Raw genomic sequence first — 20,130 nt, 5'->3', positions numbered from 1 at the left:
GACAAACGCATAAACAACGAAGCCGCCTGAACAGGCAGCTTCGACATTAAAACTCACGCTAAGCGTTAATGTTGCGGGGCGGGATCGTTATGTGTTTCCTGCGCCACCTCAATCGCCGGTTTGTTCTGCAATACCGTCCAGATAACCAGCGCGCCTAACAGGTCGAACACTGCCAGCACTGCGAACAGCGGGCTGAAGCCGATGGTGTCAGCCAGAGCACCAACAACCAAGGCAAACAGCGTACTTGCCAGCCATGCGGACATCCCGGTCAGACCGTTTGCCGTTGCCACTTCGTTACGACCGAACACGTCAGAAGAGAGCGTAATCAGTGCGCCAGACAGTGCCTGGTGAGCAAAACCACCGATACACAGCAGCATAATCGCCACATATGGATTGGTGAACAGACCGATCATACCTGGGCCAATCATCAGCACCGCACCCAGCGTGACTACCATCTTACGGGAGACGATCAGGTTCACGCCAAACCAACGCTGGAACAGCGGCGGCAGGTAACCACCGAGGATACAACCGAGGTCAGCAAACAGCATCGGCATCCAGGCGAACATCGCGATCTCTTTCAGGTTAAAGCCGTAAACTTTAAACATGAACAGTGGGATCCACGCGTTGAAAGTCCCCCACGCCGGTTCAGCCAGGAAACGCGGCAGCGCGATACCCCAGAACTGACGGTTACGCAGGATCTGACCAACGGACATTTTCTTCGCCGTGCCAACCTGGTGCTGGGCTTCCTGACCGTTAATAATGTATTCGCGTTCTTCATCAGTCAGATGTTTCTGGTCGCGCGGGTGTTTATAGAAAATCAGCCATGCCATCGCCCAGATAAAGCTCAGCGCACCGGAGATGATAAATGCCATCTGCCAGCTGTGCATCACAATTGCCCATACCACCAGCGGCGGTGCAATCATCGCACCAATTGAAGAACCAACGTTAAAGTAACCTACTGCGATGGAACGCTCTTTCGCCGGGAACCATTCGGAACTGGCTTTCAGACCCGCTGGGATCATTGCTGCTTCAGCAGCACCTACCGCACCACGAGCAATCGCCAGGCCGCCCCAGCTACCTGCCAGCGCGGTAGCGCCACAGAACACAGCCCACAACACGGCAAACATCGCGTAACCGATTTTTGTACCCAGAACATCCAGTACATAACCCGCTACCGGTTGCATGACCGTATAAGCAGCAGAATAAGCTGCGATGATGTAGGAATACTGTTGGGTGGAGATGTTTAACTCTTCCATCAGAGTTGGCGCAGCTGCCGCCACAGTGTTACGCGTCAGGTAACCGAGCACGGTGCCGAGCGTCACCAGTGCGATCATATACCAACGTAACCCTTTAATTTTACGCATGTAAAACCTCATCGTTTTGTTATATCCGCAGTAATCGCGGCCATCATCCCGCCAGAGGCTGAAGATGTTACTTACGACCGGGTAACCGAAAAAAAACCGGCACGCCCCGAACGTTGCCATGAAAGTTTCGTGCTAATTCGGCTTCCGTACCGGTCAATCCAATCCATCCAGAGAATGAATCGGCAATTTGCATTCCGTCGACTTATGATTTGCGACGGCAAAAAGATAACTTGTCATACAACTTTAAAAGGTGAGAGCCATCACAAATGTGCGAATATTTGTAGGGACATTACACGATGATAGCGAGGCCAGTAACGGCGCGGCTTGCAGCGATATTTACCACTTTGAGAGTAATTTTTTTAACTACGTTTATTGATCTAACTCACGAAAATATCTTCTGGCTCTGGAAATTGGTGTGATAACTTTGTCAGCATCGCACCATAAGCAAGCTAGCTCACTCGTTAAGAGGAAGACGATAATGACTCCGTTTATGACTGAAGATTTCCTGTTAGATACTGAATTTGCCCGCCGTCTGTATCACGACTACGCAAAAGACCAGCCGATTTTCGACTACCACTGCCATTTGCCGCCGCAGCAGATTGCAGAAGACTATCGCTTTAAGAATTTGTATGACATCTGGCTGAAAGGCGATCACTACAAATGGCGTGCAATGCGCACCAATGGTGTAGCTGAACGCCTGTGTACCGGTGATGCCTCTGACCGTGAAAAGTTTGACGCCTGGGCGGCGACCGTTCCGCACACTATCGGCAACCCGTTATACCACTGGACGCACCTCGAACTGCGTCGTCCATTCGGTATCACGGGCAAACTGCTGTCTCCGTCGACTGCCGATGAAATCTGGAACGAATGTAACGAACTGCTGGCGCAGGATAACTTCTCCGCGCGCGGCATCATGCAGCAGATGAACGTGAAAATGGTCGGCACCACCGATGACCCGATCGATTCTCTGGAGCATCACGCAGAGATCGCCAAAGACGGCTCTTTCACCATTAAAGTGCTTCCGAGCTGGCGTCCGGATAAAGCCTTCAACATCGAACAGGCGACCTTTAACGACTATATGGCGAAGCTGGGTGAAGTTTCTGATACCGACATTCGCCGCTTTGCAGACCTGCAAACTGCCTTGACCAAACGTCTGGATCACTTCGCCGCTCACGGCTGTAAAGTGTCTGACCATGCGCTGGACGTGGTGATGTTTGCTGAAGCGAACGAAACTGAACTGGACAGCATTCTGGCACGCCGCCTGGCAGGCGAAACCCTGAGTGAGCACGAAGTGGCACAGTTTAAAACTGCGGTGCTGGTGTTCCTTGGTGCCGAATACGCACGTCGCGGTTGGGTGCAGCAGTACCACATCGGCGCTCTGCGTAATAACAACCTGCGTCAGTTCAAACTGCTGGGGCCGGATGTTGGTTTTGACTCCATCAACGACCGTCCGATGGCAGAAGAGCTGTCTAAACTGCTGAGCAAACAGAACGAAGAAAACCTGCTACCGAAAACCATTCTCTACTGCCTGAACCCGCGCGATAACGAAGTGCTGGGCACCATGATCGGTAACTTCCAGGGCGAAGGTATGCCGGGCAAAATGCAGTTCGGTTCCGGCTGGTGGTTTAACGACCAGAAAGACGGTATGGAACGTCAGATGACCCAACTGGCGCAGCTCGGTCTGCTGAGTCGCTTTGTCGGTATGCTGACTGACAGCCGTAGCTTCCTGTCATACACCCGTCACGAATACTTCCGCCGCATTCTGTGCCAGATGATCGGTCGCTGGGTGGAAGCGGGCGAAGCACCGGCGGACATCAACCTGCTGGGCGAGATGGTGAAAAACATTTGCTTTAACAATGCGCGTGACTATTTCGCCATTGAACTGAACTAAGGTCTGGGGTTGATATGCAATACATCAAGATCCATGCACTGGATAACGTCGCGGTTGCTTTAGCAGATTTGGCTGAAGGCACAGAAGTCAGTGTCGATAACCAAACCGTTACGCTGCGCCAGGATGTTGCTCGTGGACATAAATTTGCGTTAACGGATATCGCAAAAGGGGCCAACGTCATCAAATATGGCCTGCCGATTGGTTATGCACTGGCGGATATTGCGGCGGGGGAACACGTTCACGCCCACAATACGCGCACGAATCTGAGCGATCTGGATCAGTATCGCTATCAACCTGATTTTCACGAACTGCCAGCACAAGCGGCAGATCGTGAAGTGCAGATCTATCGTCGCGCTAACGGCGATGTCGGGGTGCGTAATGAGCTGTGGATCCTGCCAACCGTGGGCTGTGTCAACGGCATCGCGCGGCAGATCCAGAACCGTTTCCTGAAAGAGACCAACAACGCTGAAGGTACTGACGGCGTGTTCCTCTTCAGCCACACCTACGGCTGCTCACAACTGGGTGACGATCACATCAATACCCGCACTATGCTGCAAAACATGGTGCGCCACCCGAACGCAGGTGCGGTGCTGGTGATTGGTCTGGGCTGTGAAAACAATCAGGTCGATGTCTTCCGTGAAACGCTGGGGGACATCGATCCTGAACGTGTCCATTTCATGATCTGCCAGCAGCAGGACGATGAAATCGAAGCCGGGATCGAGCATTTGCATCAGCTGTATAACGTGATGCGCAACGATAAACGCGAGCCAGGCAAACTCAGCGAACTGAAGTTTGGTCTGGAGTGCGGCGGTTCTGATGGTCTTTCTGGTATTACCGCTAACCCGATGCTGGGGCGTTTTTCTGACTACGTGATTGCTAACGGCGGTACTACCGTACTGACCGAAGTGCCGGAGATGTTTGGCGCAGAGCAGTTGCTGATGGATCATTGCCGCGACGAAGCAACGTTTGAAAAACTGGTCACCATGGTCAACGACTTCAAACAGTACTTTATTGCGCATGACCAGCCTATCTACGAAAACCCATCGCCGGGGAACAAAGCGGGCGGTATCACCACGCTGGAAGACAAATCACTTGGATGTACTCAGAAAGCGGGTTCCAGCGAAGTGGTTGACGTGCTGCGTTACGGCGAGCGTCTGAAAACGCCGGGGCTGAACTTGTTAAGTGCACCGGGTAACGATGCCGTAGCGACCAGTGCCCTGGCGGGCGCAGGCTGTCACATGGTGCTGTTCAGTACCGGTCGCGGTACGCCGTATGGTGGTTTTGTGCCGACGGTGAAAATTGCCACCAACAGTGAACTGGCGGCGAAGAAAAAACACTGGATCGACTTTGACGCGGGTCAGTTGATTCACGGAAAAGCGATGCCGCAGTTGCTGGAAGAATTTATCGATACCATCGTTGAGTTTGCCAACGGTAAGCAAACTTGCAACGAGCGTAACGACTTCCGCGAACTGGCGATCTTCAAAAGCGGCGTAACGCTATAAAGTCGAAATGAGTTGTTAATAAAAAACGGCGTTTCATAATGTGAAGCGCCGTTTGCTTTTCCATACCTGTTAAGGATTTATTATGACCGCGTATTGGCTGGCCCAGGGCGTGGGTGTCATCGCCTTTCTGATTGGTATCACTACATTTTTTAACCGTGACGAACGTCGCTTCAAAAAGCAGCTTTCGGTCTATAGCGCCGTTATTGGCGTGCATTTTTTCCTCCTGGGCACTTATCCTGCCGGTGCCAGTGCCATCCTTAATGCTATTCGTACGTTGATTACCTTACGCACGCGCAGCTTATGGGTAATGGCGATATTTATTGTGCTGACTGGCGGAATCGGCCTGGCGAAGTTCCATCATCCTGTTGAACTATTGCCGGTTATTGGCACGATTGTCAGTACCTGGGCGCTGTTCCGCTGTAAAGGGCTGACCATGCGCTGCGTGATGTGGTTTTCAACGTGTTGCTGGGTGATTCACAACTTTTGGGCCGGGTCGATTGGCGGCACGATGATTGAAGGCAGTTTTCTACTGATGAATGGCCTGAATATCATTCGTTTCTGGCGGATGCAGAAAAGGGGAATTGATCCGTTTAAAGTGGAGAAAACCCCTTCCGCCGTTGACGAAAGGGGTTAAACATTAATTACGCAGGGCGCTATTTGCCAGACGCTCGTCTTCTGCCTGGCAAACAGCCGCAGTGAACAGCACGTCAGTTGAAGAGTTCAGTGCGGTTTCGCAAGAGTCCTGCAACACGCCGATGATAAAGCCGACGGCAACCACCTGCATGGCGATATCGTTCGAAATACCGAACATATTACAGGCCAGTGGGATTAGCAGCAGAGAACCCCCCGCCACGCCGGAGGCGCCACAGGCACATAGGGAAGCAACCACGCTCAGCAGCAGCGCCGTAGGCAGATCGACCGGAATACCCAGCGTATTAACCGCAGCAAGCGTCAACACCGTAATGGTGATTGCTGCGCCCGCCATATTGATGGTGGCTCCCAGCGGAATAGAAACGGAATAGGTATCGCGATCCAGATTCAGCTTTTCGCACAGCGCCATATTCACCGGAATGTTCGCCGCAGAGCTGCGGGTGAAGAAGGCGTACACGCCGCTTTCGCGCAGGCACAGCAGCACCAGCGGGAACGGGTTACGACGAATTTTCCACCACACCAGCAGTGGGTTAACCACCAGCGCCACCAGCAACATACAGCCAACCAGCACGACCAGCAGTTGCGCGTAGCCCCACAGTGTGGAGAAACCGGTAGTTGCCAGGGTAGAAGAAACCAGACCAAAAATACCGATTGGTGCGAAGCGAATCACCAGTTTCACCATAAAGGTGACGGCATTCGACATATCATTGACCAGGTTTTTGGTGGTTTCGTTACCGTGACGCATCGCGAAACCGAGGCCAATCGCCCACACCAGGATCCCGATGTAGTTACCTTTCAACAGCGCGTCGATGGGGTTGGAAACCATGCTCATTACCAGTCCGCGCATCACTTCCACAATACCTGACGGCGGCGAAATATCGCCTGCGCTACTGGACAAATGCAGGGTAGAAGGGAAGGCGAAGCTGAAAACGACTGCGGCCAGTGCGGCGGAGAAAGTACCCAGCAGATAGAGGAACAGAATAGGGCGGATATTGGTTTTCTGCCCGTGTTGGTGGTTAGCGATGGAAGCCATCACCAACATCAGCACCAGGATGGGTGCTACGGCTTTCAGGGCGCCAACAAATAAAGTGCCTAACAGACCAACAGCTTCAGCCGCCGGTTTTGAGATCCATGCCAGAATAATCCCCAGAACAAGGCCGACCAGGATTTGTTTTACCAGGCTGCCATGAGCCAGACGCCGGAATAGCCCCGGTGAATGTTGCGTAGTCATTTTTCGATCCTTTCATTGTGTTGTCGTACATCCCTGGTACGTTCTTTCGACGCATCTTTCAGGATGTAACAAAGTGTTTGCAAGGTCGAGTATAAGGAAAGTTACAGCTTCGGGAAGCGAAAAATGCTGGATTTTAAAGAGAGGTCATGTTTTGCAACTTAATGGTTACATTTGTTTGACATAAAAATAAAGCCCAACGTGCGGCTTCCAGACTGATGACAACGTCAAAAAAGTACTCGGTCAGTCCCCTCGCCCCTTTTGGGGAGAGGGTTAGGGTGAGGGGAACAGGCCAGCATTGGTGCGAAAAATTACCCTCACCCCGACCCTCTCCCTGGAAGGGAGAGGGAGAAAACGGTGCTCATGTTGATGACAGGGTACACGGCTTAGGCAGATTAAAAATCATTCTACCCGCTGCTTATCATGCCGATAATTCACCCAGGCGTTGATAATAAACGTCATCACCAGAATGCCAAACACCACGCCCAGCGAGACGGCGATCGGAATATGGTAGAAGTCGACAATCAGCATCTTGATACCGATAAACACCAGAATCACCGCCAGACCATATTTGAGCATCGAGAAACGTTCTGCTACGCCTGCCAGCAGGAAATACATCGCACGCAGGCCGAGGATCGCAAACAGGTTTGAGGTCAGCACAATAAACGGATCGGTGGTAACAGCGAAGATAGCCGGAATGCTATCCACGGCGAAAATCACGTCGCTCAACTCCACCAGAATCAGCACCAGCATCAGCGGGGTGGCGTACAACAAGCCATTCTTACGCACAAAGAAATGCTCGTTGTCGATGGTGTCGGTCATGCGCAAATGACCGCGCAGCCAGCGCACCAGCGGCTTGTCGCCGATTCCTGATTCATCTTCATGAGCCAGCGCCATCTTCACGCCGGTAAACAGCAGGAATGCACCGAAGATATACAGGATCCAGTCGAACTGCGAAATCAGCCAGCTACCGGTGAAGATCATGACGGTACGCAGAACAATCGCCCCGAGCACGCCATACACCAGCACGCGGCGCTGTAATGCCGCCGGAACAGAGAAATAGCTGAACAACATTAACCAGACAAAGACGTTATCGACCGCCAGCGATTTCTCAATCAGATAACCCGTGAGGAAGGCCAGCGCCTGCGGGTCAGCGACTTCGCGCCCCTGTGTCTGCACCAGATACCACCAGAAAGCGGCGTTAAAGAGTAACGACAGCGTCACCCAGACCAGCGACCAGGCCGCAGCCTGTTTCATGGTCATGGCATGTGCCCCACGACGCCCCTGCAACAACAGGTCGATAGCCAGCATAATGGCGACAACAACAGCGAATCCGCCCCATAGCAACGGCGTGCCGACAGTATTCATAGAAGTTCCTTACACATAAAAAAAACGGCCAACGTCGGAAGACGTCAGCCGCTGCTTTTTATGCATAGACCTCGCCTTCCGGCAAGGTCTCACTTACAACAAAAAAGGAATACGTCTGCGTATTCCTTTCGGGTTGCCCGGTGACCGGATGTGGTTTTTCACACATCGTAATGACGATCGACCGGCAATGAAGTTACTCCCCTTTGCAGGTAACAAAGTATGACAGACCATTCAGCCAGTCAATGGTCTGTTACATGCCTTTTACACTGCTTTACGGTAACAATTATAGATTTACGCTATCGGCCGGAAAAACAACTCCAGTCTGGCGGCGGATCTCGGTCAGCAGTTTGGCAGTGATGCGACTGACCGCCAGCCCTGGATGATCCACCAGATGCTCATCCACCAGGGTAGCGAACAGCTCTGCTTCGTAGAGCATGGTATTAATATGCTGCGGTTGGGTGAGATCCTGCATCTGGCTGCCGCGTGGCACAAAGCAGACTTTCTGGCATTCAGAAAGTTTTTCAATCACCAGCGATCCCGCTTCGCCCTGAATCTCGCTTGCCAGCACAGAATCGCTGACCTTTGAGTGCTGCAACGTAACGCTGAAATCACCGTAATCCATCACCACCACGCCGTGGGCATCCACGCCGCTTGCCAGCAAACTGGCGGTTGCCTGCACGCTTTTCGGTTCACCAAATAACGCCACCGCCGACGCCAGGCAGTAAAAGCCGATATCCATGATTGAACCGTTAGAGAACGCCGGATTAAAGGTGTTGGGATTCTCACCATCCAGGTAACGCTGATACCGCGAGGAATACTGGCAGTAGTTGAAAAAGACTTTACGCAATTTGCCGACTTTCGGCAGCACCTGGCGTAACAGATGAAAGTTCGGCAGGCTGGCGGTTTTAAATGCCTCAAACAGCACCACCTGATTTTCTCGTGCGCAGGCAATGGCGGCATCCACTTCCGCCAAATTCGACGCCAGCGGCTTCTCGCAAATCACATGAATTTTATGGCTAAGGAAAAGTTGTGTCTGGGAAAAGTGCAGGGCATTCGGGCTGGCAATATACACCGCGTCAATGGCATCGCTTTCCGCCATCGCTTCCAGCGATGTAAACAGATGCTCGACAGAAAAATCATTGGCGAAGTGCTGAGCCTGTTCAAGGCTGCGGGAATAAACGGCGGTTAACTTGTATTTACCGCTCTCATGGGCGGCCTCGACGAACTGACGAGTGATCCAGTTCGTGCCAATCACAGCGAAACGTATCATAACGCGTGGATACTCCATAAAGGGATTCTGTCGTCAATGTAGCACGCCTTTTTCATCTTCGACGTGCGCAGATACGCATTATTCTTTTGCCGGACAGCCATGCTCACTAAACGGCCCAATCATGACCGATGGCCCTAGATATTTCGGCTGGCGATGGAGGATTTTTGCGTCAATCAACGCACTGACACGAGCGAGTTTCTCCCGCAGTTGAGTATAAAAACCGTGCTTCATATTGAGGTCTGGCGCGTTAAACCCGATAGCGTCGATACCGTACTGTTTTGCCAGCCAGATGGCGCGTTGGTTATGAAATTCTTGCGAGATAATGGTGATATGGTTTTCCCCAAACACCTTTTTGGCACGCACTACCGAATCCAGCGTTGAGAATCCGGCATAGTCGCAGAAGATCACTTTCGCCGGTACGCCTTTAGCGATCAAGGCCTGCTGCATGCCTGATGCTTCATCGTAATTTTTACGTCCGTTATCGCCACTTACCAGCAGCCATTTCACTTTTCCGGCATGGTACAACGCTGCTGCGGTATCAATGCGTCGGGTAAAGTAGCGATTACCCGGTCTCGCCCCCAGCAATAAACCCACGTTACGCGCCGGAACGGCGTTGATATCGCTCCAGGTCAGCTGCTTGCTGGCGGTGACCATTGCGCGATCGGCGATAAAAATGGTCGCTCCTGCCACAAGCAACAATAAACAGGCAATTTTAAGAGTCCGGCGAGAAAAACAAACGCGGCGAAGAAGGCGAGCAAATGCGCGCAGCATGGTCGTTATCCTTAACGAAAAGAGGGGCGTCGATTTTAGGCGTTAATGGTTGAAAATATAACGCCTGGCATCATTTTCAGATTTTGTCCTGCCCAAGCGACAACTGCGTTAGCCACAGCCGGGTGTCAAACTCAAGCTGGTGGTACTGCGGTTCCATATGGCAACACAATTGATAGAACGCTTTGTTATGCTCTTTCTCCTTCAGGTGCGCCAGCTCGTGCACCACGATCATGCGCAAAAACGGTTCCGGCGCGTTGCGAAACACGGTAGCGACGCGGATCTCTGCTTTTGCTTTCAGCTTGCCGCCCTGCACACGAGAAACAGCGGTATGTAACCCGAGCGCGTTTTTTAGCACATGGATCTTGTTGTCATACATCACTTTATTGATCGGCGGGGCATTGCGCAGAAACTGATTTTTCAGATCCTGGGTATATTGCCAGAGGGCTTTATCGGTGGCGTAGTCGTGCGTTCCCGGATAGCGTTTTGCCAGCACATCGCCCAGACGTTGTTCATTAATCAGCGTGCGCACCTGGGAAAGTAGCTGCTCGGGATAACCCTGAAGATAAGTAAGATTGCTCATAACCGCCCACGAAAAAGAGAAAAAGGGTATACTCACGCACCCTTTTCAGGGGCAACGTCGAAATTTTATCATTCAGGAGGGCCGATGAGCCACTTAGACAACGGTTTCCGTTCACTGACACTACAACGTTTTCCGGCGACGGATGACGTTAACCCGCTACAGGCGTGGGAAGCGGCGGATGAATATCTGCTGCAACAGTTGGACGACACAGAAATCTGCGGCCCGGTGTTGATCCTGAATGATGCCTTTGGCGCGTTAAGCTGTGCGCTGGCAGAACATAAGCCGTACAGCATTGGCGACTCGTATATCAGCGAACTGGCAACGCGCGAGAATTTACGTCTCAACGGGATTGATGAGTCGAGTGTGAAGTTTCTCGACAGCACTGCCGACTACCCGCAACAGCCGGGTGTGGTGCTGATCAAAGTACCGAAAACACTGGCATTACTGGAACAGCAACTGCGTGCGCTGCGCAAAGTGGTCACGTCGGATACGCGTATTATTGCCGGTGCCAAAGCCCGTGACATTCACACTTCCACGCTGGAACTGTTCGAAAAAGTGCTCGGCCCGACCACCACCACGCTGGCATGGAAAAAAGCGCGCCTGATTAATTGCACTTTCAATGAACCGCCGCTGGCCGGTGCGCCGCAGACCGTTAGCTGGAAGCTGGAAGGTACTGACTGGACTATCCACAATCACGCGAATGTCTTCTCCCGCACCGGGCTGGATATTGGCGCGCGCTTCTTTATGCAGCATCTGCCGGAGAACCTCGAAGGTGAGATTGTCGATCTCGGCTGTGGTAACGGCGTTATTGGCCTGACATTGCTCGATAAAAATCCGCAGGCGAAAGTGGTGTTTGTCGATGAATCACCGATGGCGGTTGCTTCCAGCCGTTTGAACGTTGAAACCAACATGCCAGAGGCGTTGGATCGCTGCGAGTTTATGATCAACAACGCGCTCTCCGGCGTGGAGCCTTTCCGCTTTAATGCTGTGCTCTGCAACCCGCCGTTTCATCAGCAACATGCGCTGACCGATAACGTCGCCTGGGAGATGTTCCACCACGCCCGCCGCTGCCTGAAAATCAACGGTGAGCTGTATATCGTTGCCAACCGCCATCTGGATTACTTCCATAAACTGAAGAAAATTTTCGGCAACTGCACCACTATTGCTACGAATAATAAATTTGTGGTGCTGAAAGCGGTGAAGCTGGGGCGTCGTCGGTAAGATTGGCAACTACCTGCCGGATGCGGCGCATCCGGCAATGCTGCTCATTTCTGGAATCTCGCTTCCATAAAACAAAAAATCCCTGTCACCGCCCCCTGCATTCTCTTGTTTGGCATTTCTCAACGTTTATTCTTCCGTCATACAGATAAATTCATTCGTTGCCAATCTGTCAACGAATGTTATCATATTGCCAATTTGTCAACGGACATGATGAAGAATGCACCTGATCACTCAAAAAGCACTGAAAGATGCTGCGGAAAAATACCCGCAACACAAAACGGAGCTGGTGGCTTTGGGGAACACGATTGCTAAGGGATATTTCAAAAAACCTGAGTCATTAAAAGCAGTGTTCCCATCTCTGGATAACTTCAAATATCTGGATAAGCATTATGTTTTCAATGTCGGGGGCAATGAATTACGTGTTGTCGCAATGGTCTTTTTTGAATCGCAAAAGTGCTACATACGCGAAGTTATGACGCACAAAGAATACGATTTCTTTACCGCCATTCATCGTACTAAGGGGAAAAAATGATTGCGATTGCCGACATCTTGCAGGCGGGAGAAAAGCTAACTGCTGTGGCACCTTTTCTGGCGGGTATCCAGAACGAAGAACAATACGCCCAGGCGCTGGAACTGGTCGATCATCTGCTGCTTAACGATCCTGAAAATCCCTTGCTGGATCTGGTGTGTGCCAAAATAACCGCGTGGGAAGAATCAGCGCCCGAATTTGCTGAATTTAATGCCATGGCTCAAGCCATGCCAGGTGGTGTTGCTGTGATTCGTACCCTGATGGATCAATACGGTTTAACCCTTTCCGATCTGCCGGAAATTGGTAGCAAGTCGATGGTGTCACGCGTTTTGAACGGGAAGAGGAAATTAACGCTGGAACACGCTAAAAAACTGGCAGCGCGATTCGGTATTTCTCCCGCCTTGTTTATTGATTAATGCAACTGCCGGATGCGGCATGAACGCAGCATCCGGCACGTCAAATAACGATTTAAATCTCCAGTGCAAGCCGTGTTCCCTGGGCAATCGCTCGGCGTGCGTCCAGCTCCATAGCCACGTCGCAGCCGCCAATCAAATGCACGGTTTTCCCGCTATCAATCAGCGGTTGCGCCAGCGCTCGGTTTGGCTCTTGCCCTGCGCAGATCACCACATTGTCCACGGCTAATACCTGCGTTTCGCCGTTGATCACCACATGCAGCCCGTCATCGTCGATCTTCTGATAACTTACGCCTGGGATCATTTTCACGCCTCGCGAGAGCAGGGTGGTGCGATGGATCCAGCCTGTGGTTTTACCCAGCCCCTGACCTGGTTTGCTGGCTTTGCGTTGGAGCATCACAATCTGCCGTGGGCTACGGGGGATCAGCATCCCTTGCGAACTTAAGCCACCAGCCTGTTGTAGGCTGCTGTCGATCCCCCACTCATTACAGAACTCGGCGATATTCTGGCTGGTGGATTCGCCCGGCTGACTTAAATACATCGCCGTGTCAAAGCCAATCCCACCACAACCGATGATGGCAACTTTGTTGCCCACCGGCGCTTTGTCGCGCAGTACATCGAGATAACTCAATACCTTCGGATGATCGATCCCGTCGATAGGCGGAACGCGCGGCACGATCCCGCTAGCGAGGATCGTTTCATCGAACGACTGTAACTGATCCGCCGTCACGGTGTGATTGAGTTTCAGCGTCACGCCTGTTACTTCTATCATCCGCCGGTAGTAACGTAGCGTTTCGTAAAACTCCTCTTTGCCGGGGATCTGTTTGGCGATATTAAACTGACCGCCGATCTCACTGTGCGCATCAAACAACGTTACCTGATGACCACGCGCCGCCGCGTTAATGGCAAACGCCAGCCCCGCCGGACCGGCACCGACCACCGCCAGATTTTTTTTCTGCACGGCAGGAAGGATCGGCATTTTGGTTTCGTGGCAGGCGCGAGGATTCACCAGGCACGAGGTGACTTTGCCAACGAAGATCTGATCGAGACAGGCCTGATTGCAGCCAATGCAGGTGTTGATCTCATCGGCTCGCCCTGATTGCGCTTTTGACAGCAGCTCCGCATCAGCAAGAAACGGTCGCGCCATCGATACCATGTCCGCATCACCGCGCGAGAGAATGTCGTCGGCAACCTGCGGATCGTTAATCCGGTTGGTGGTCACCAGCGGCAGCGAGACGTGGCCTTTCAGTTGGCGCGTGACCCAGCTAAAGGCACCGCGCGGCACGGGCGTGGCGATGGTCGGAATGCGCGCTTCATGCCAGCCAATGCCGGTGTTGATAATGGTCGCGCCTGCCGCTTCGATGGCCTGCGCCAGTTGTACCGTTTCGGCAAAAGTACCGCCGTCTTCGACCAGGTCTAGCATCGACAGACGGTAGATAATAATGAAGTCGTTGCCGACGCGTTCGCGCACTGCTCGCACCACTTCAACGGCAAACCGCATCCGGTTAGGGTAATCGCCGCCCCACTGGTCGCTACGTTGGTTGGTGCGCAGGGTAAGAAATTCGTTGATCAAATATCCTTCGGAACCCATTACCTCGACACCGTCGTATCCGGCCTCCCGCGCCAGTTGCGCGCAGCGGGCGAAATTGTCGATCAGTTGCAGAATCTCTTCATGGCTTAACTCATGGGGAACGAAACGGTTGATGGGAGCCTGCAATGCGGAAGGTGCCACCAGATGCGGCTGGTAGCTGTAGCGCCCGGTATGCAAAATTTGTAGGGCAATTTTGCCGCCTTCCTGATGCACCGCTTCAGTAATGGTGCGATGGTGCGGGATCTGGCTGACGTCATTGAGCATTGCACCGCCTTCCATGCCAACGCCTGTTAAATCTGGTGCGATACCGCCGCTGACAATCAACGCCACGCCGTGACGGGCGCGTTCGGCATAAAACGCAGCCAGCCGTTCAGCGCCGTCCGGGTATTCCTCCAGCCCGGTGTGCATTGAGCCCATCAACACGCGGTTTTTTAACGTGGTAAAACCTAAATCCAGCGGGGCGAACAGCGACGGGTAGCTCATAAAATTGTCCAGTATGTAAAATAATTGTTATGTGGTCGGATGAGTTCTAATTTAGCCGTCGCCGGAGAAAAGGGAAAAGGGGAATGCGGGGTTTGTGATGGGATTCAAAAAGAATACGCCCGGTGGTAACGCCGGATGCGACGCTTGCCGCGTTTTATCCGGCCTGGGGGATTGCACATGTAGGGCGGATAAGGCGTTCACGCCGCATCCGCCAGCCGTTGCAAATTACTGCTTACGGAAAAAATCGTTATACAACATATACAAATGCGCGGCACTCCAGGAGAAATTTGGTGCGCCTTGCTGCGCGCCAGTGAGCGGGTTGTAATTCTCCTGAATTGGGCCATCGGCGGTTAATCCTTTGGCGTGCCGGAAGAACGTATCCGCCAGCTTCAGGGCATCATCGCGATAACCGTAACGCTCCATCCCTTTCAGACCAAACCAGAACTGATCCACCCATACGCGCCCACGCCAGTAGATATCAGCGCCAAAAGCCGGATTGGTTAACGCTGCCGTTCCCAGCGGTACAAAGGTGTTGAACTCTTTAGGATCGAGCATCACCTTCACCACCGCGTCGGCATTGGCCTGCGTTGCCGCACCGTTAAACAGCGGCGACCAGCCTTCCGGCCCTTTACCGCGCTCGACTATCGGTTTGCCCGCGCAGCCGTTCGCCAGCGGTTTATCTTCAATGCGCACGTCATAGTAGAACTGTGTAGTCGGGTCGAACATACAGGTGTTGATGTAGTCCGCGAGCTGCTGTGCCAACTGACGATAGCGTTTGGCCTCTTCCGGCTTACCGAGGATGGTTGCCATCTCCGCCAGATAATGGTTATCGCTGTACATATAGCTGGCCTGATCCACCGACTCTTGCAATAGCGAGTAGCCCAGCAACGTTCCGTCCTGACTGCGGTTTTCGGCGAATTTCACCGTCCAGTCGCTACGTTTGCCGCCGTTAGCGACATATTTATCCAGCTGTTCTTTGTCGATAAACCCAAAGACGGCGGCGTCATCACGCCCCGATTCCCACGACGCAGCGACCTGTGCCGGAATTTCCAGACTGTCATACTGGCCTTTCTCCACCACGCGGGCGTAGTTGTTCAGGCCAGACTGCGTCTCTTCTTTGTCGCCTTTTTTCACCGTAAACAGCATCTCACCGCTCTCGGTGTTGTGGGCTTTATCGCGGGTCGCGCCATATTCCGGCACGCCGTTGCCGTTATGATCGCGGTTACGTAACCACCAGTCGTGATAGGCCACCAGTTTCGGGTACATCTCTGCCAGCCAGGCTTTATCCTGGGTGACGTTGTACACTTCCATCACCGACCAGGCGGCAAGGCTGGGTTTGGTGTTACGTTCGTTCCAGTTGCCGCCATCGCCACCGCGCTCTGGGCTAAGGTTCCACGCAATCAGGTCGGGGACAAAGCCCACATCCTGCGGACGCACGGTGTCGCCAGGCTGGATCTGCCAGGAGAAGACCGCTCGGATATTCTCTTTGGCGATATCCGGATTGAAATGCGCCATCGCAAACGCCTGCTTCCAGGTATCCCACGGCCAGGTCTGATTGCCGGAGAACCAGCGCCCGGTTACCGACGGCGTGACGGTGTTATATTTCACCGCACCGCCAGGCGAGCGCCAGTTACCGTTAAGCGTCTCGATTGCTTTCACCGCGACGCGCGTCTGTTCCGGCGTCGCATCCGGGTTGGTTAACCCTTTCTTCAGATACTCTTCCCAGCGTTGCTGCGAGGCGGTGAGATAAAACGCCGGACGTGCCAGAATATCGCGGATTTGCATCTGCTCTTTGCTAACTTCCTGGGCGGTCTGCAGATGGGAATAGGTGGTATAGAGCGTCGTTGAACCGTTGATATGTGCCTTACTGGTAAAGCGATTGCCGCTGATTTCAGTCTGCACAGGCAGGGATTTATGCACCTGATATTCCGATTCGCCGGAGGTCAGTAGATCCCAGGTGGCGCGCACTTTGCCAAAGGTGACTTTCAGGCCATCACGGGTGGCGCTGATTTTGCGTTGATAATCAGGGTACTCGCCAGCAATGGTTTTATCGGAAAGTGGTTTCCCTTCTTTTGCTTCCAGTTTTTCCAGCAGCTCGCCATCCCACACCAGATCCAGCGGTTTATCGCTGATGATTTTAGTTTCCAGTAGTGAGGTGCGCGGCGTGGCGAAGCGCAGGGTCATTTCAACCTGCACATCTTTTGCTGTCAGTTTTTGCACCAGCGCGCCGGGAATACTGTATGCCTCCAGCGTGAAGTCGACTTTCTTGCCGTCCTGCCAGACGGTCAGGCGGTCGAAATTGGTCGCCATAAAGTTGATGTACTCTTCTGTCAGCAGCGCAACGCCCGGAAAACCGCCCATGGTGTTCGGGCCGTCTGGCAACAAGTGACCATGCCAGGCACCGAGATCAAAAAACGGGTTAAAACGCTGGTGATCGTCGTAGTCGTAATCCTTCATGTACTGCGGCGCGCCGGTACGGTTAATCACATTTTTATAATTGTCGGCGTTAGCGGCATGGGCGGAAAAGCTCATCAGCAGAGCACAGGCTACTGGCGTTAAAATAGTTTTGATTTTCATGAAATTACAGTCCTTATTACCAGTAAAAATATTGCATCAGGAAGATTTGGTCGCTGGGATCGTTAGAGGCATTTTTCATGTAGAAGCGGCTATCAAAAGCCGTTGCGAAACGTCCGCCGCCGTATTCGTACCAGATACCAAACTGCATGAAAGAGGTGGTTTCATCGTCAGCGTGGTCAGGGCGATGTTTGGCGTAGGTGTAAGCGGTGGAGAGATAAACGCCTTTTAACGCTTCATACATGGCGCTCACCATTATCCCGCTTTCACTTCCCGGTACGTCCAGCCCGTCGGCGCGTCCGGTATGGTGCCAGGCGCGAGCGGCAAAGTTAGGGGTAAGCAGGCCCGTGAGATAGAGTTGTCCAGTGCCGTCGGTGATTTCCAGACCGTTCATCCAGGTGATGCCTTCGGCAAGGTCATACTGGATGTAACCGTTCATCATTGCCGGATAGGTATATTTGTCGTCGTAGCGATCGTACTTGCCAAAATGTAGCCAGGCTTTGCTTTCGTCATGATGTCCGGCAGGTGTGGCGGTGACGCTATAACGAAAGTTGCCGCTTAAGTTCTGCACCTTCAGCGCGGTCATAATGTCGCGGGTATTGGGAATGACGTAGCCCAGATCGGGCGTGAAATCGCCCCACCATTGCAGGTCATCCAGCGAGGAATCCTGGCGCAGACTGAGCATGATTTCGGTGCCATCGTTAGTACGATAACCGCCATAAAAACGGTTAATCCCACCTTCAAAACCACCCCAGCTATGATCAGGCACCCAGGCATTGCCGTCGTGGTCGGCCTGCACGGTCCAGCCTTCGCCGTAAATCAGGCCGAACCAGGAGCCATATTTCATCTCCAGACCGCCTTCGATATAAGTTCCGTCGCTGTATTTATGTTTATTCTCACCTTCTAAATCCATATATCCACCAACCCCTAATTCGCCGTAAAAACGAAATGAAGGAGAAGACGTCGAGGTAATGGCGGGTGTTTTTGTGTCGTCATGTTCTGCCGGACGTACTTCATCAGCGGCCGCAGAAAAGGCGTAGCAAAACGGCAGAGCAAGTAATGCTCTGCATGGTGCAGTGATTAATTTCATTGTGTTAATCCATGAGCTAAAGAAAAAATACAGCCTTTTATCGTTGTAATTATAAAAATATTAAGGCAGAAACTATTTTCCCTCACCCCATCCAGGAAGAGGGAAAATGCCTGCTCATTTTTTATTAGTCTGCTTAATCAACATTATTGGCTGGCGTCGCTTCAATATGACGTTCTTCAGCCGTTAATCCCTTTATATATTTACTGTATTTCCACCACGCAAAGCCGAGGAAGATAACAATACCGCCGACGTTATAAAAAATGATGGTCAGAATATTCGCGCCAGTCGGGAATGTCGAAGCGACAAACCCTACGGCAAATATCGCAATCAGCATTGAAACAACGATAATACCGGTGCGGCGGGAACCCATACGGAAATCACGTGGCAGGTGATCTAATTTGGCGCGTAAATTCAGGTAAGCCAGCATGATGAATAACGGCGGGAGCATGGACGCTGCGGCAGTCATATTAATAATAGTATTCATCAGATCCTGCACAGTATTGGAACCGAGCATCGGGATAATCATCAGCGGGATGACGATCAGGAACTGGAGCCACGCTGCACGCGCCGGAACGCCGTTTTCGTTCAGTTCAACGGTTTTCTTACCAAAGATGCCTTCCGGGATTTCGGAGAAGAAAATTTTCACCGGCGTTGCGGTCCACATCAGCAGGGAACCGAACATCGCAGTAAAGGATACCAGACCGACAAAGCGATTCATCAACGCTTCAGGTAGACCAAAATACGCCGCCATGCCGTGGAATACCTGTACCGATCCGCCGGTAAATTTCAACTCTTTGCTGCTGACGAAGACGTTAATCAGCACCGAGGAGACGGAATACAGTACGCCAATGAAAATCCCGGCGAGGATGATCACTTTAACGAACGATTTCGAACCGCCTTTGACGTCGTTAACGTACACCGCGACGGACTCCGCGCCGCCTGCGGCCATAAAGATCCAGGTGGTAACGCCGAGGAACGCCCAGTTGAAGTTCGGGATCATCGCGTCAACAGTGATCGGATCGGCAGGCTGTACGCCGCCAACCAGCGCCGTACCTGCCAGTAAAATGTAGGAGAGCGTTAACAGCAGCATCAGCGTTGAAGTGACGGAGGTAATTGGCCCCAGCATTTTCGCCCCGTTGGTAGAAACCCAGGTGGAGAAGGCGAACAGCACCATACTGATAATGGTGGTGGCAACTGGCGTCATAATATATTCGTAGCCGAGGAAGGCATATGAAGCATAAGCAATAACGCGCGGCAACAGCGAGGTGAAAAAGAACAGGTTTACGAACCAGTAGGTATAGGCAGTAATAAATGCCCAACGTCCGCCCAGCGAGCTTTTTACCCACGCGTAGACACCGGCTTCCGAGTTTTTATTTAACGAGACAAATTCTGCGATAATCAGACAGAAGGGGATAAAATAAAAAATCGTTGCGAGGAAAAACATCGGCGCCGAGGCCAGTCCAAGCTCAATATTATTATTGATAACGTTGTTAAAGCTGTAAACGGCGGCAAAAGTCAGCGAGAGCAAGCCGAATTTGCCGATTGTATTACGTTTGGTATCAGACATAACACATCTCCGAAAATGAGTAGGGTAGCGGTGGCGG

General features: G+C 52.4%; 16 protein-coding genes. 6 read left to right on the top strand and 10 right to left on the bottom strand.

All coding sequences use genetic code 11. The features are described 5' to 3' along the window. Window positions 1-65: 65 nt before the first annotated feature. The gene (exuT, locus tag A7Z29_RS07690) at window positions 66-1,364 is read right to left on the bottom strand and encodes a hexuronate transporter ExuT (protein WP_024165155.1); all 1,299 of its coding nucleotides are present in this window, start codon (window positions 1,362-1,364) and stop codon (window positions 66-68) included. A gap of 478 nt (window positions 1,365-1,842) precedes the next feature. On the opposite strand from exuT, the gene uxaC reads away from it, so the two are divergent. From uxaC to A7Z29_RS07675, 3 genes are all read left to right on the top strand, one after another. After that, the gene (gene uxaC / locus A7Z29_RS07685) at window positions 1,843-3,255 is read left to right on the top strand and encodes a glucuronate isomerase (protein ID WP_105290058.1); all 1,413 of its coding nucleotides are present in this window, start codon (window positions 1,843-1,845) and stop codon (window positions 3,253-3,255) included. A 14-nt stretch (window positions 3,256-3,269) separates the two neighbouring features. Further along, window positions 3,270-4,757: an altronate dehydratase gene (uxaA, locus tag A7Z29_RS07680; protein WP_001199359.1), complete on the top strand. Its 1,488-nt coding sequence runs from the start codon at window positions 3,270-3,272 to the stop codon at window positions 4,755-4,757. An 82-nt stretch (window positions 4,758-4,839) separates the two neighbouring features. Next, window positions 4,840-5,391, top strand: a complete 552-nt coding sequence (locus A7Z29_RS07675) for a YgjV family protein (protein WP_000128138.1) — start codon at window positions 4,840-4,842, stop codon at window positions 5,389-5,391. Between the two features lie 3 nt (window positions 5,392-5,394). Here the strand turns inward: A7Z29_RS07675 and sstT are convergent, their stop codons facing one another. The 5 genes from sstT to A7Z29_RS07650 all read right to left on the bottom strand — a co-directional run bounded on the left by sstT (window position 5,395) and on the right by A7Z29_RS07650 (window position 10,625). After that, a complete protein-coding gene (gene sstT / locus A7Z29_RS07670; protein ID WP_105290057.1) occupies window positions 5,395-6,639 on the bottom strand; it encodes a serine/threonine transporter SstT in 1,245 nt (414 codons plus the stop codon). Between the two features lie 399 nt (window positions 6,640-7,038). Further along, a complete protein-coding gene (alx, locus tag A7Z29_RS07665) occupies window positions 7,039-8,004 on the bottom strand; it encodes a TerC family membrane protein Alx (RefSeq protein ID WP_001098822.1) in 966 nt (321 codons plus the stop codon). 283 nt (window positions 8,005-8,287) lie between these two features. Next, window positions 8,288-9,274, bottom strand: a complete 987-nt coding sequence (locus A7Z29_RS07660) for a Gfo/Idh/MocA family protein (protein WP_032226529.1) — start codon at window positions 9,272-9,274, stop codon at window positions 8,288-8,290. Window positions 9,275-9,352: 78 nt separating this feature from the next. Further along, entirely contained in the window at window positions 9,353-10,045 is a 693-nt protein-coding gene (locus A7Z29_RS07655; RefSeq protein ID WP_085461215.1) for a SanA/YdcF family protein, read from the bottom strand. Window positions 10,046-10,121: 76 nt separating this feature from the next. After that, window positions 10,122-10,625, bottom strand: a complete 504-nt coding sequence (locus A7Z29_RS07650) for a M48 metallopeptidase family protein (RefSeq protein WP_001295542.1) — start codon at window positions 10,623-10,625, stop codon at window positions 10,122-10,124. Between the two features lie 84 nt (window positions 10,626-10,709). Here A7Z29_RS07650 and rlmG point away from each other — a divergent pair, with 84 nt between their 5' ends. The 3 genes from rlmG to higA all read left to right on the top strand — a co-directional run bounded on the left by rlmG (window position 10,710) and on the right by higA (window position 12,791). Next, the gene (gene rlmG / locus A7Z29_RS07645; protein WP_105290056.1) at window positions 10,710-11,846 is read left to right on the top strand and encodes a 23S rRNA (guanine(1835)-N(2))-methyltransferase RlmG; all 1,137 of its coding nucleotides are present in this window, start codon (window positions 10,710-10,712) and stop codon (window positions 11,844-11,846) included. A gap of 217 nt (window positions 11,847-12,063) precedes the next feature. Next, a complete protein-coding gene (gene higB, locus A7Z29_RS07635; protein ID WP_000550188.1) occupies window positions 12,064-12,378 on the top strand; it encodes a type II toxin-antitoxin system toxin HigB in 315 nt (104 codons plus the stop codon). Next, on the top strand, window positions 12,375-12,791 hold the full coding sequence (gene higA, locus A7Z29_RS07630) for a type II toxin-antitoxin system antitoxin HigA (protein ID WP_000560254.1): 417 nt from the start codon (window positions 12,375-12,377) through the stop codon (window positions 12,789-12,791). Before higB ends, higA begins: the two co-directional genes overlap by 4 nt. 52 nt (window positions 12,792-12,843) lie before the next feature. Here the strand turns inward: higA and fadH are convergent, their stop codons facing one another. The 4 genes from fadH to A7Z29_RS07610 all read right to left on the bottom strand — a co-directional run bounded on the left by fadH (window position 12,844) and on the right by A7Z29_RS07610 (window position 20,093). Next, window positions 12,844-14,862, bottom strand: coding sequence for an NADPH-dependent 2,4-dienoyl-CoA reductase (gene fadH / locus A7Z29_RS07625; RefSeq protein WP_105290055.1), 2,019 nt, complete (start codon window positions 14,860-14,862; stop codon window positions 12,844-12,846). A 225-nt stretch (window positions 14,863-15,087) separates the two neighbouring features. Continuing rightward, window positions 15,088-17,439, bottom strand: a complete 2,352-nt coding sequence (gene ygjK / locus A7Z29_RS07620; RefSeq protein ID WP_105290054.1) for an alpha-glucosidase — start codon at window positions 17,437-17,439, stop codon at window positions 15,088-15,090. A 16-nt stretch (window positions 17,440-17,455) separates the two neighbouring features. Beyond that, complete coding sequence (gene ygjJ, locus A7Z29_RS07615) at window positions 17,456-18,526, bottom strand: protein YgjJ (RefSeq protein ID WP_000767629.1); 1,071 nt, start codon at window positions 18,524-18,526, stop codon at window positions 17,456-17,458. A gap of 133 nt (window positions 18,527-18,659) precedes the next feature. Then, entirely contained in the window at window positions 18,660-20,093 is a 1,434-nt protein-coding gene (locus A7Z29_RS07610; RefSeq protein ID WP_105290053.1) for an amino acid permease, read from the bottom strand. Window positions 20,094-20,130 lie beyond the last annotated feature (37 nt).

The organism is Escherichia sp. MOD1-EC6842, from assembly GCF_002965705.1.
In the GTDB taxonomy this organism is placed as follows: Bacteria; Pseudomonadota; Gammaproteobacteria; order Enterobacterales; family Enterobacteriaceae; genus Escherichia; species Escherichia ruysiae.
The sequence above is the reverse complement of the archived record's forward strand: the minus strand, read 5'-3'. Positions and strand labels throughout refer to the sequence as shown.

Coding starts and splice junctions, on each gene's coding strand:
- exuT (WP_024165155.1), bottom strand. CDS start 1,364: ATGCGTAAAATTAAAGGGTTACGTTGGTATATGATCGCACTGGTGACG.
- uxaC (WP_105290058.1), top strand. CDS start 1,843: ATGACTCCGTTTATGACTGAAGATTTCCTGTTAGATACTGAATTTGCC.
- uxaA (WP_001199359.1), top strand. CDS start 3,270: ATGCAATACATCAAGATCCATGCACTGGATAACGTCGCGGTTGCTTTA.
- A7Z29_RS07675 (WP_000128138.1), top strand. CDS start 4,840: ATGACCGCGTATTGGCTGGCCCAGGGCGTGGGTGTCATCGCCTTTCTG.
- sstT (WP_105290057.1), bottom strand. CDS start 6,639: ATGACTACGCAACATTCACCGGGGCTATTCCGGCGTCTGGCTCATGGC.
- alx (WP_001098822.1), bottom strand. CDS start 8,004: ATGAATACTGTCGGCACGCCGTTGCTATGGGGCGGATTCGCTGTTGTT.
- A7Z29_RS07660 (WP_032226529.1), bottom strand. CDS start 9,274: ATGATACGTTTCGCTGTGATTGGCACGAACTGGATCACTCGTCAGTTC.
- A7Z29_RS07655 (WP_085461215.1), bottom strand. CDS start 10,045: ATGCTGCGCGCATTTGCTCGCCTTCTTCGCCGCGTTTGTTTTTCTCGC.
- A7Z29_RS07650 (WP_001295542.1), bottom strand. CDS start 10,625: ATGAGCAATCTTACTTATCTTCAGGGTTATCCCGAGCAGCTACTTTCC.
- rlmG (WP_105290056.1), top strand. CDS start 10,710: ATGAGCCACTTAGACAACGGTTTCCGTTCACTGACACTACAACGTTTT.
- higB (WP_000550188.1), top strand. CDS start 12,064: ATGCACCTGATCACTCAAAAAGCACTGAAAGATGCTGCGGAAAAATAC.
- higA (WP_000560254.1), top strand. CDS start 12,375: ATGATTGCGATTGCCGACATCTTGCAGGCGGGAGAAAAGCTAACTGCT.
- fadH (WP_105290055.1), bottom strand. CDS start 14,862: ATGAGCTACCCGTCGCTGTTCGCCCCGCTGGATTTAGGTTTTACCACG.
- ygjK (WP_105290054.1), bottom strand. CDS start 17,439: ATGAAAATCAAAACTATTTTAACGCCAGTAGCCTGTGCTCTGCTGATG.
- ygjJ (WP_000767629.1), bottom strand. CDS start 18,526: ATGAAATTAATCACTGCACCATGCAGAGCATTACTTGCTCTGCCGTTT.
- A7Z29_RS07610 (WP_105290053.1), bottom strand. CDS start 20,093: ATGTCTGATACCAAACGTAATACAATCGGCAAATTCGGCTTGCTCTCG.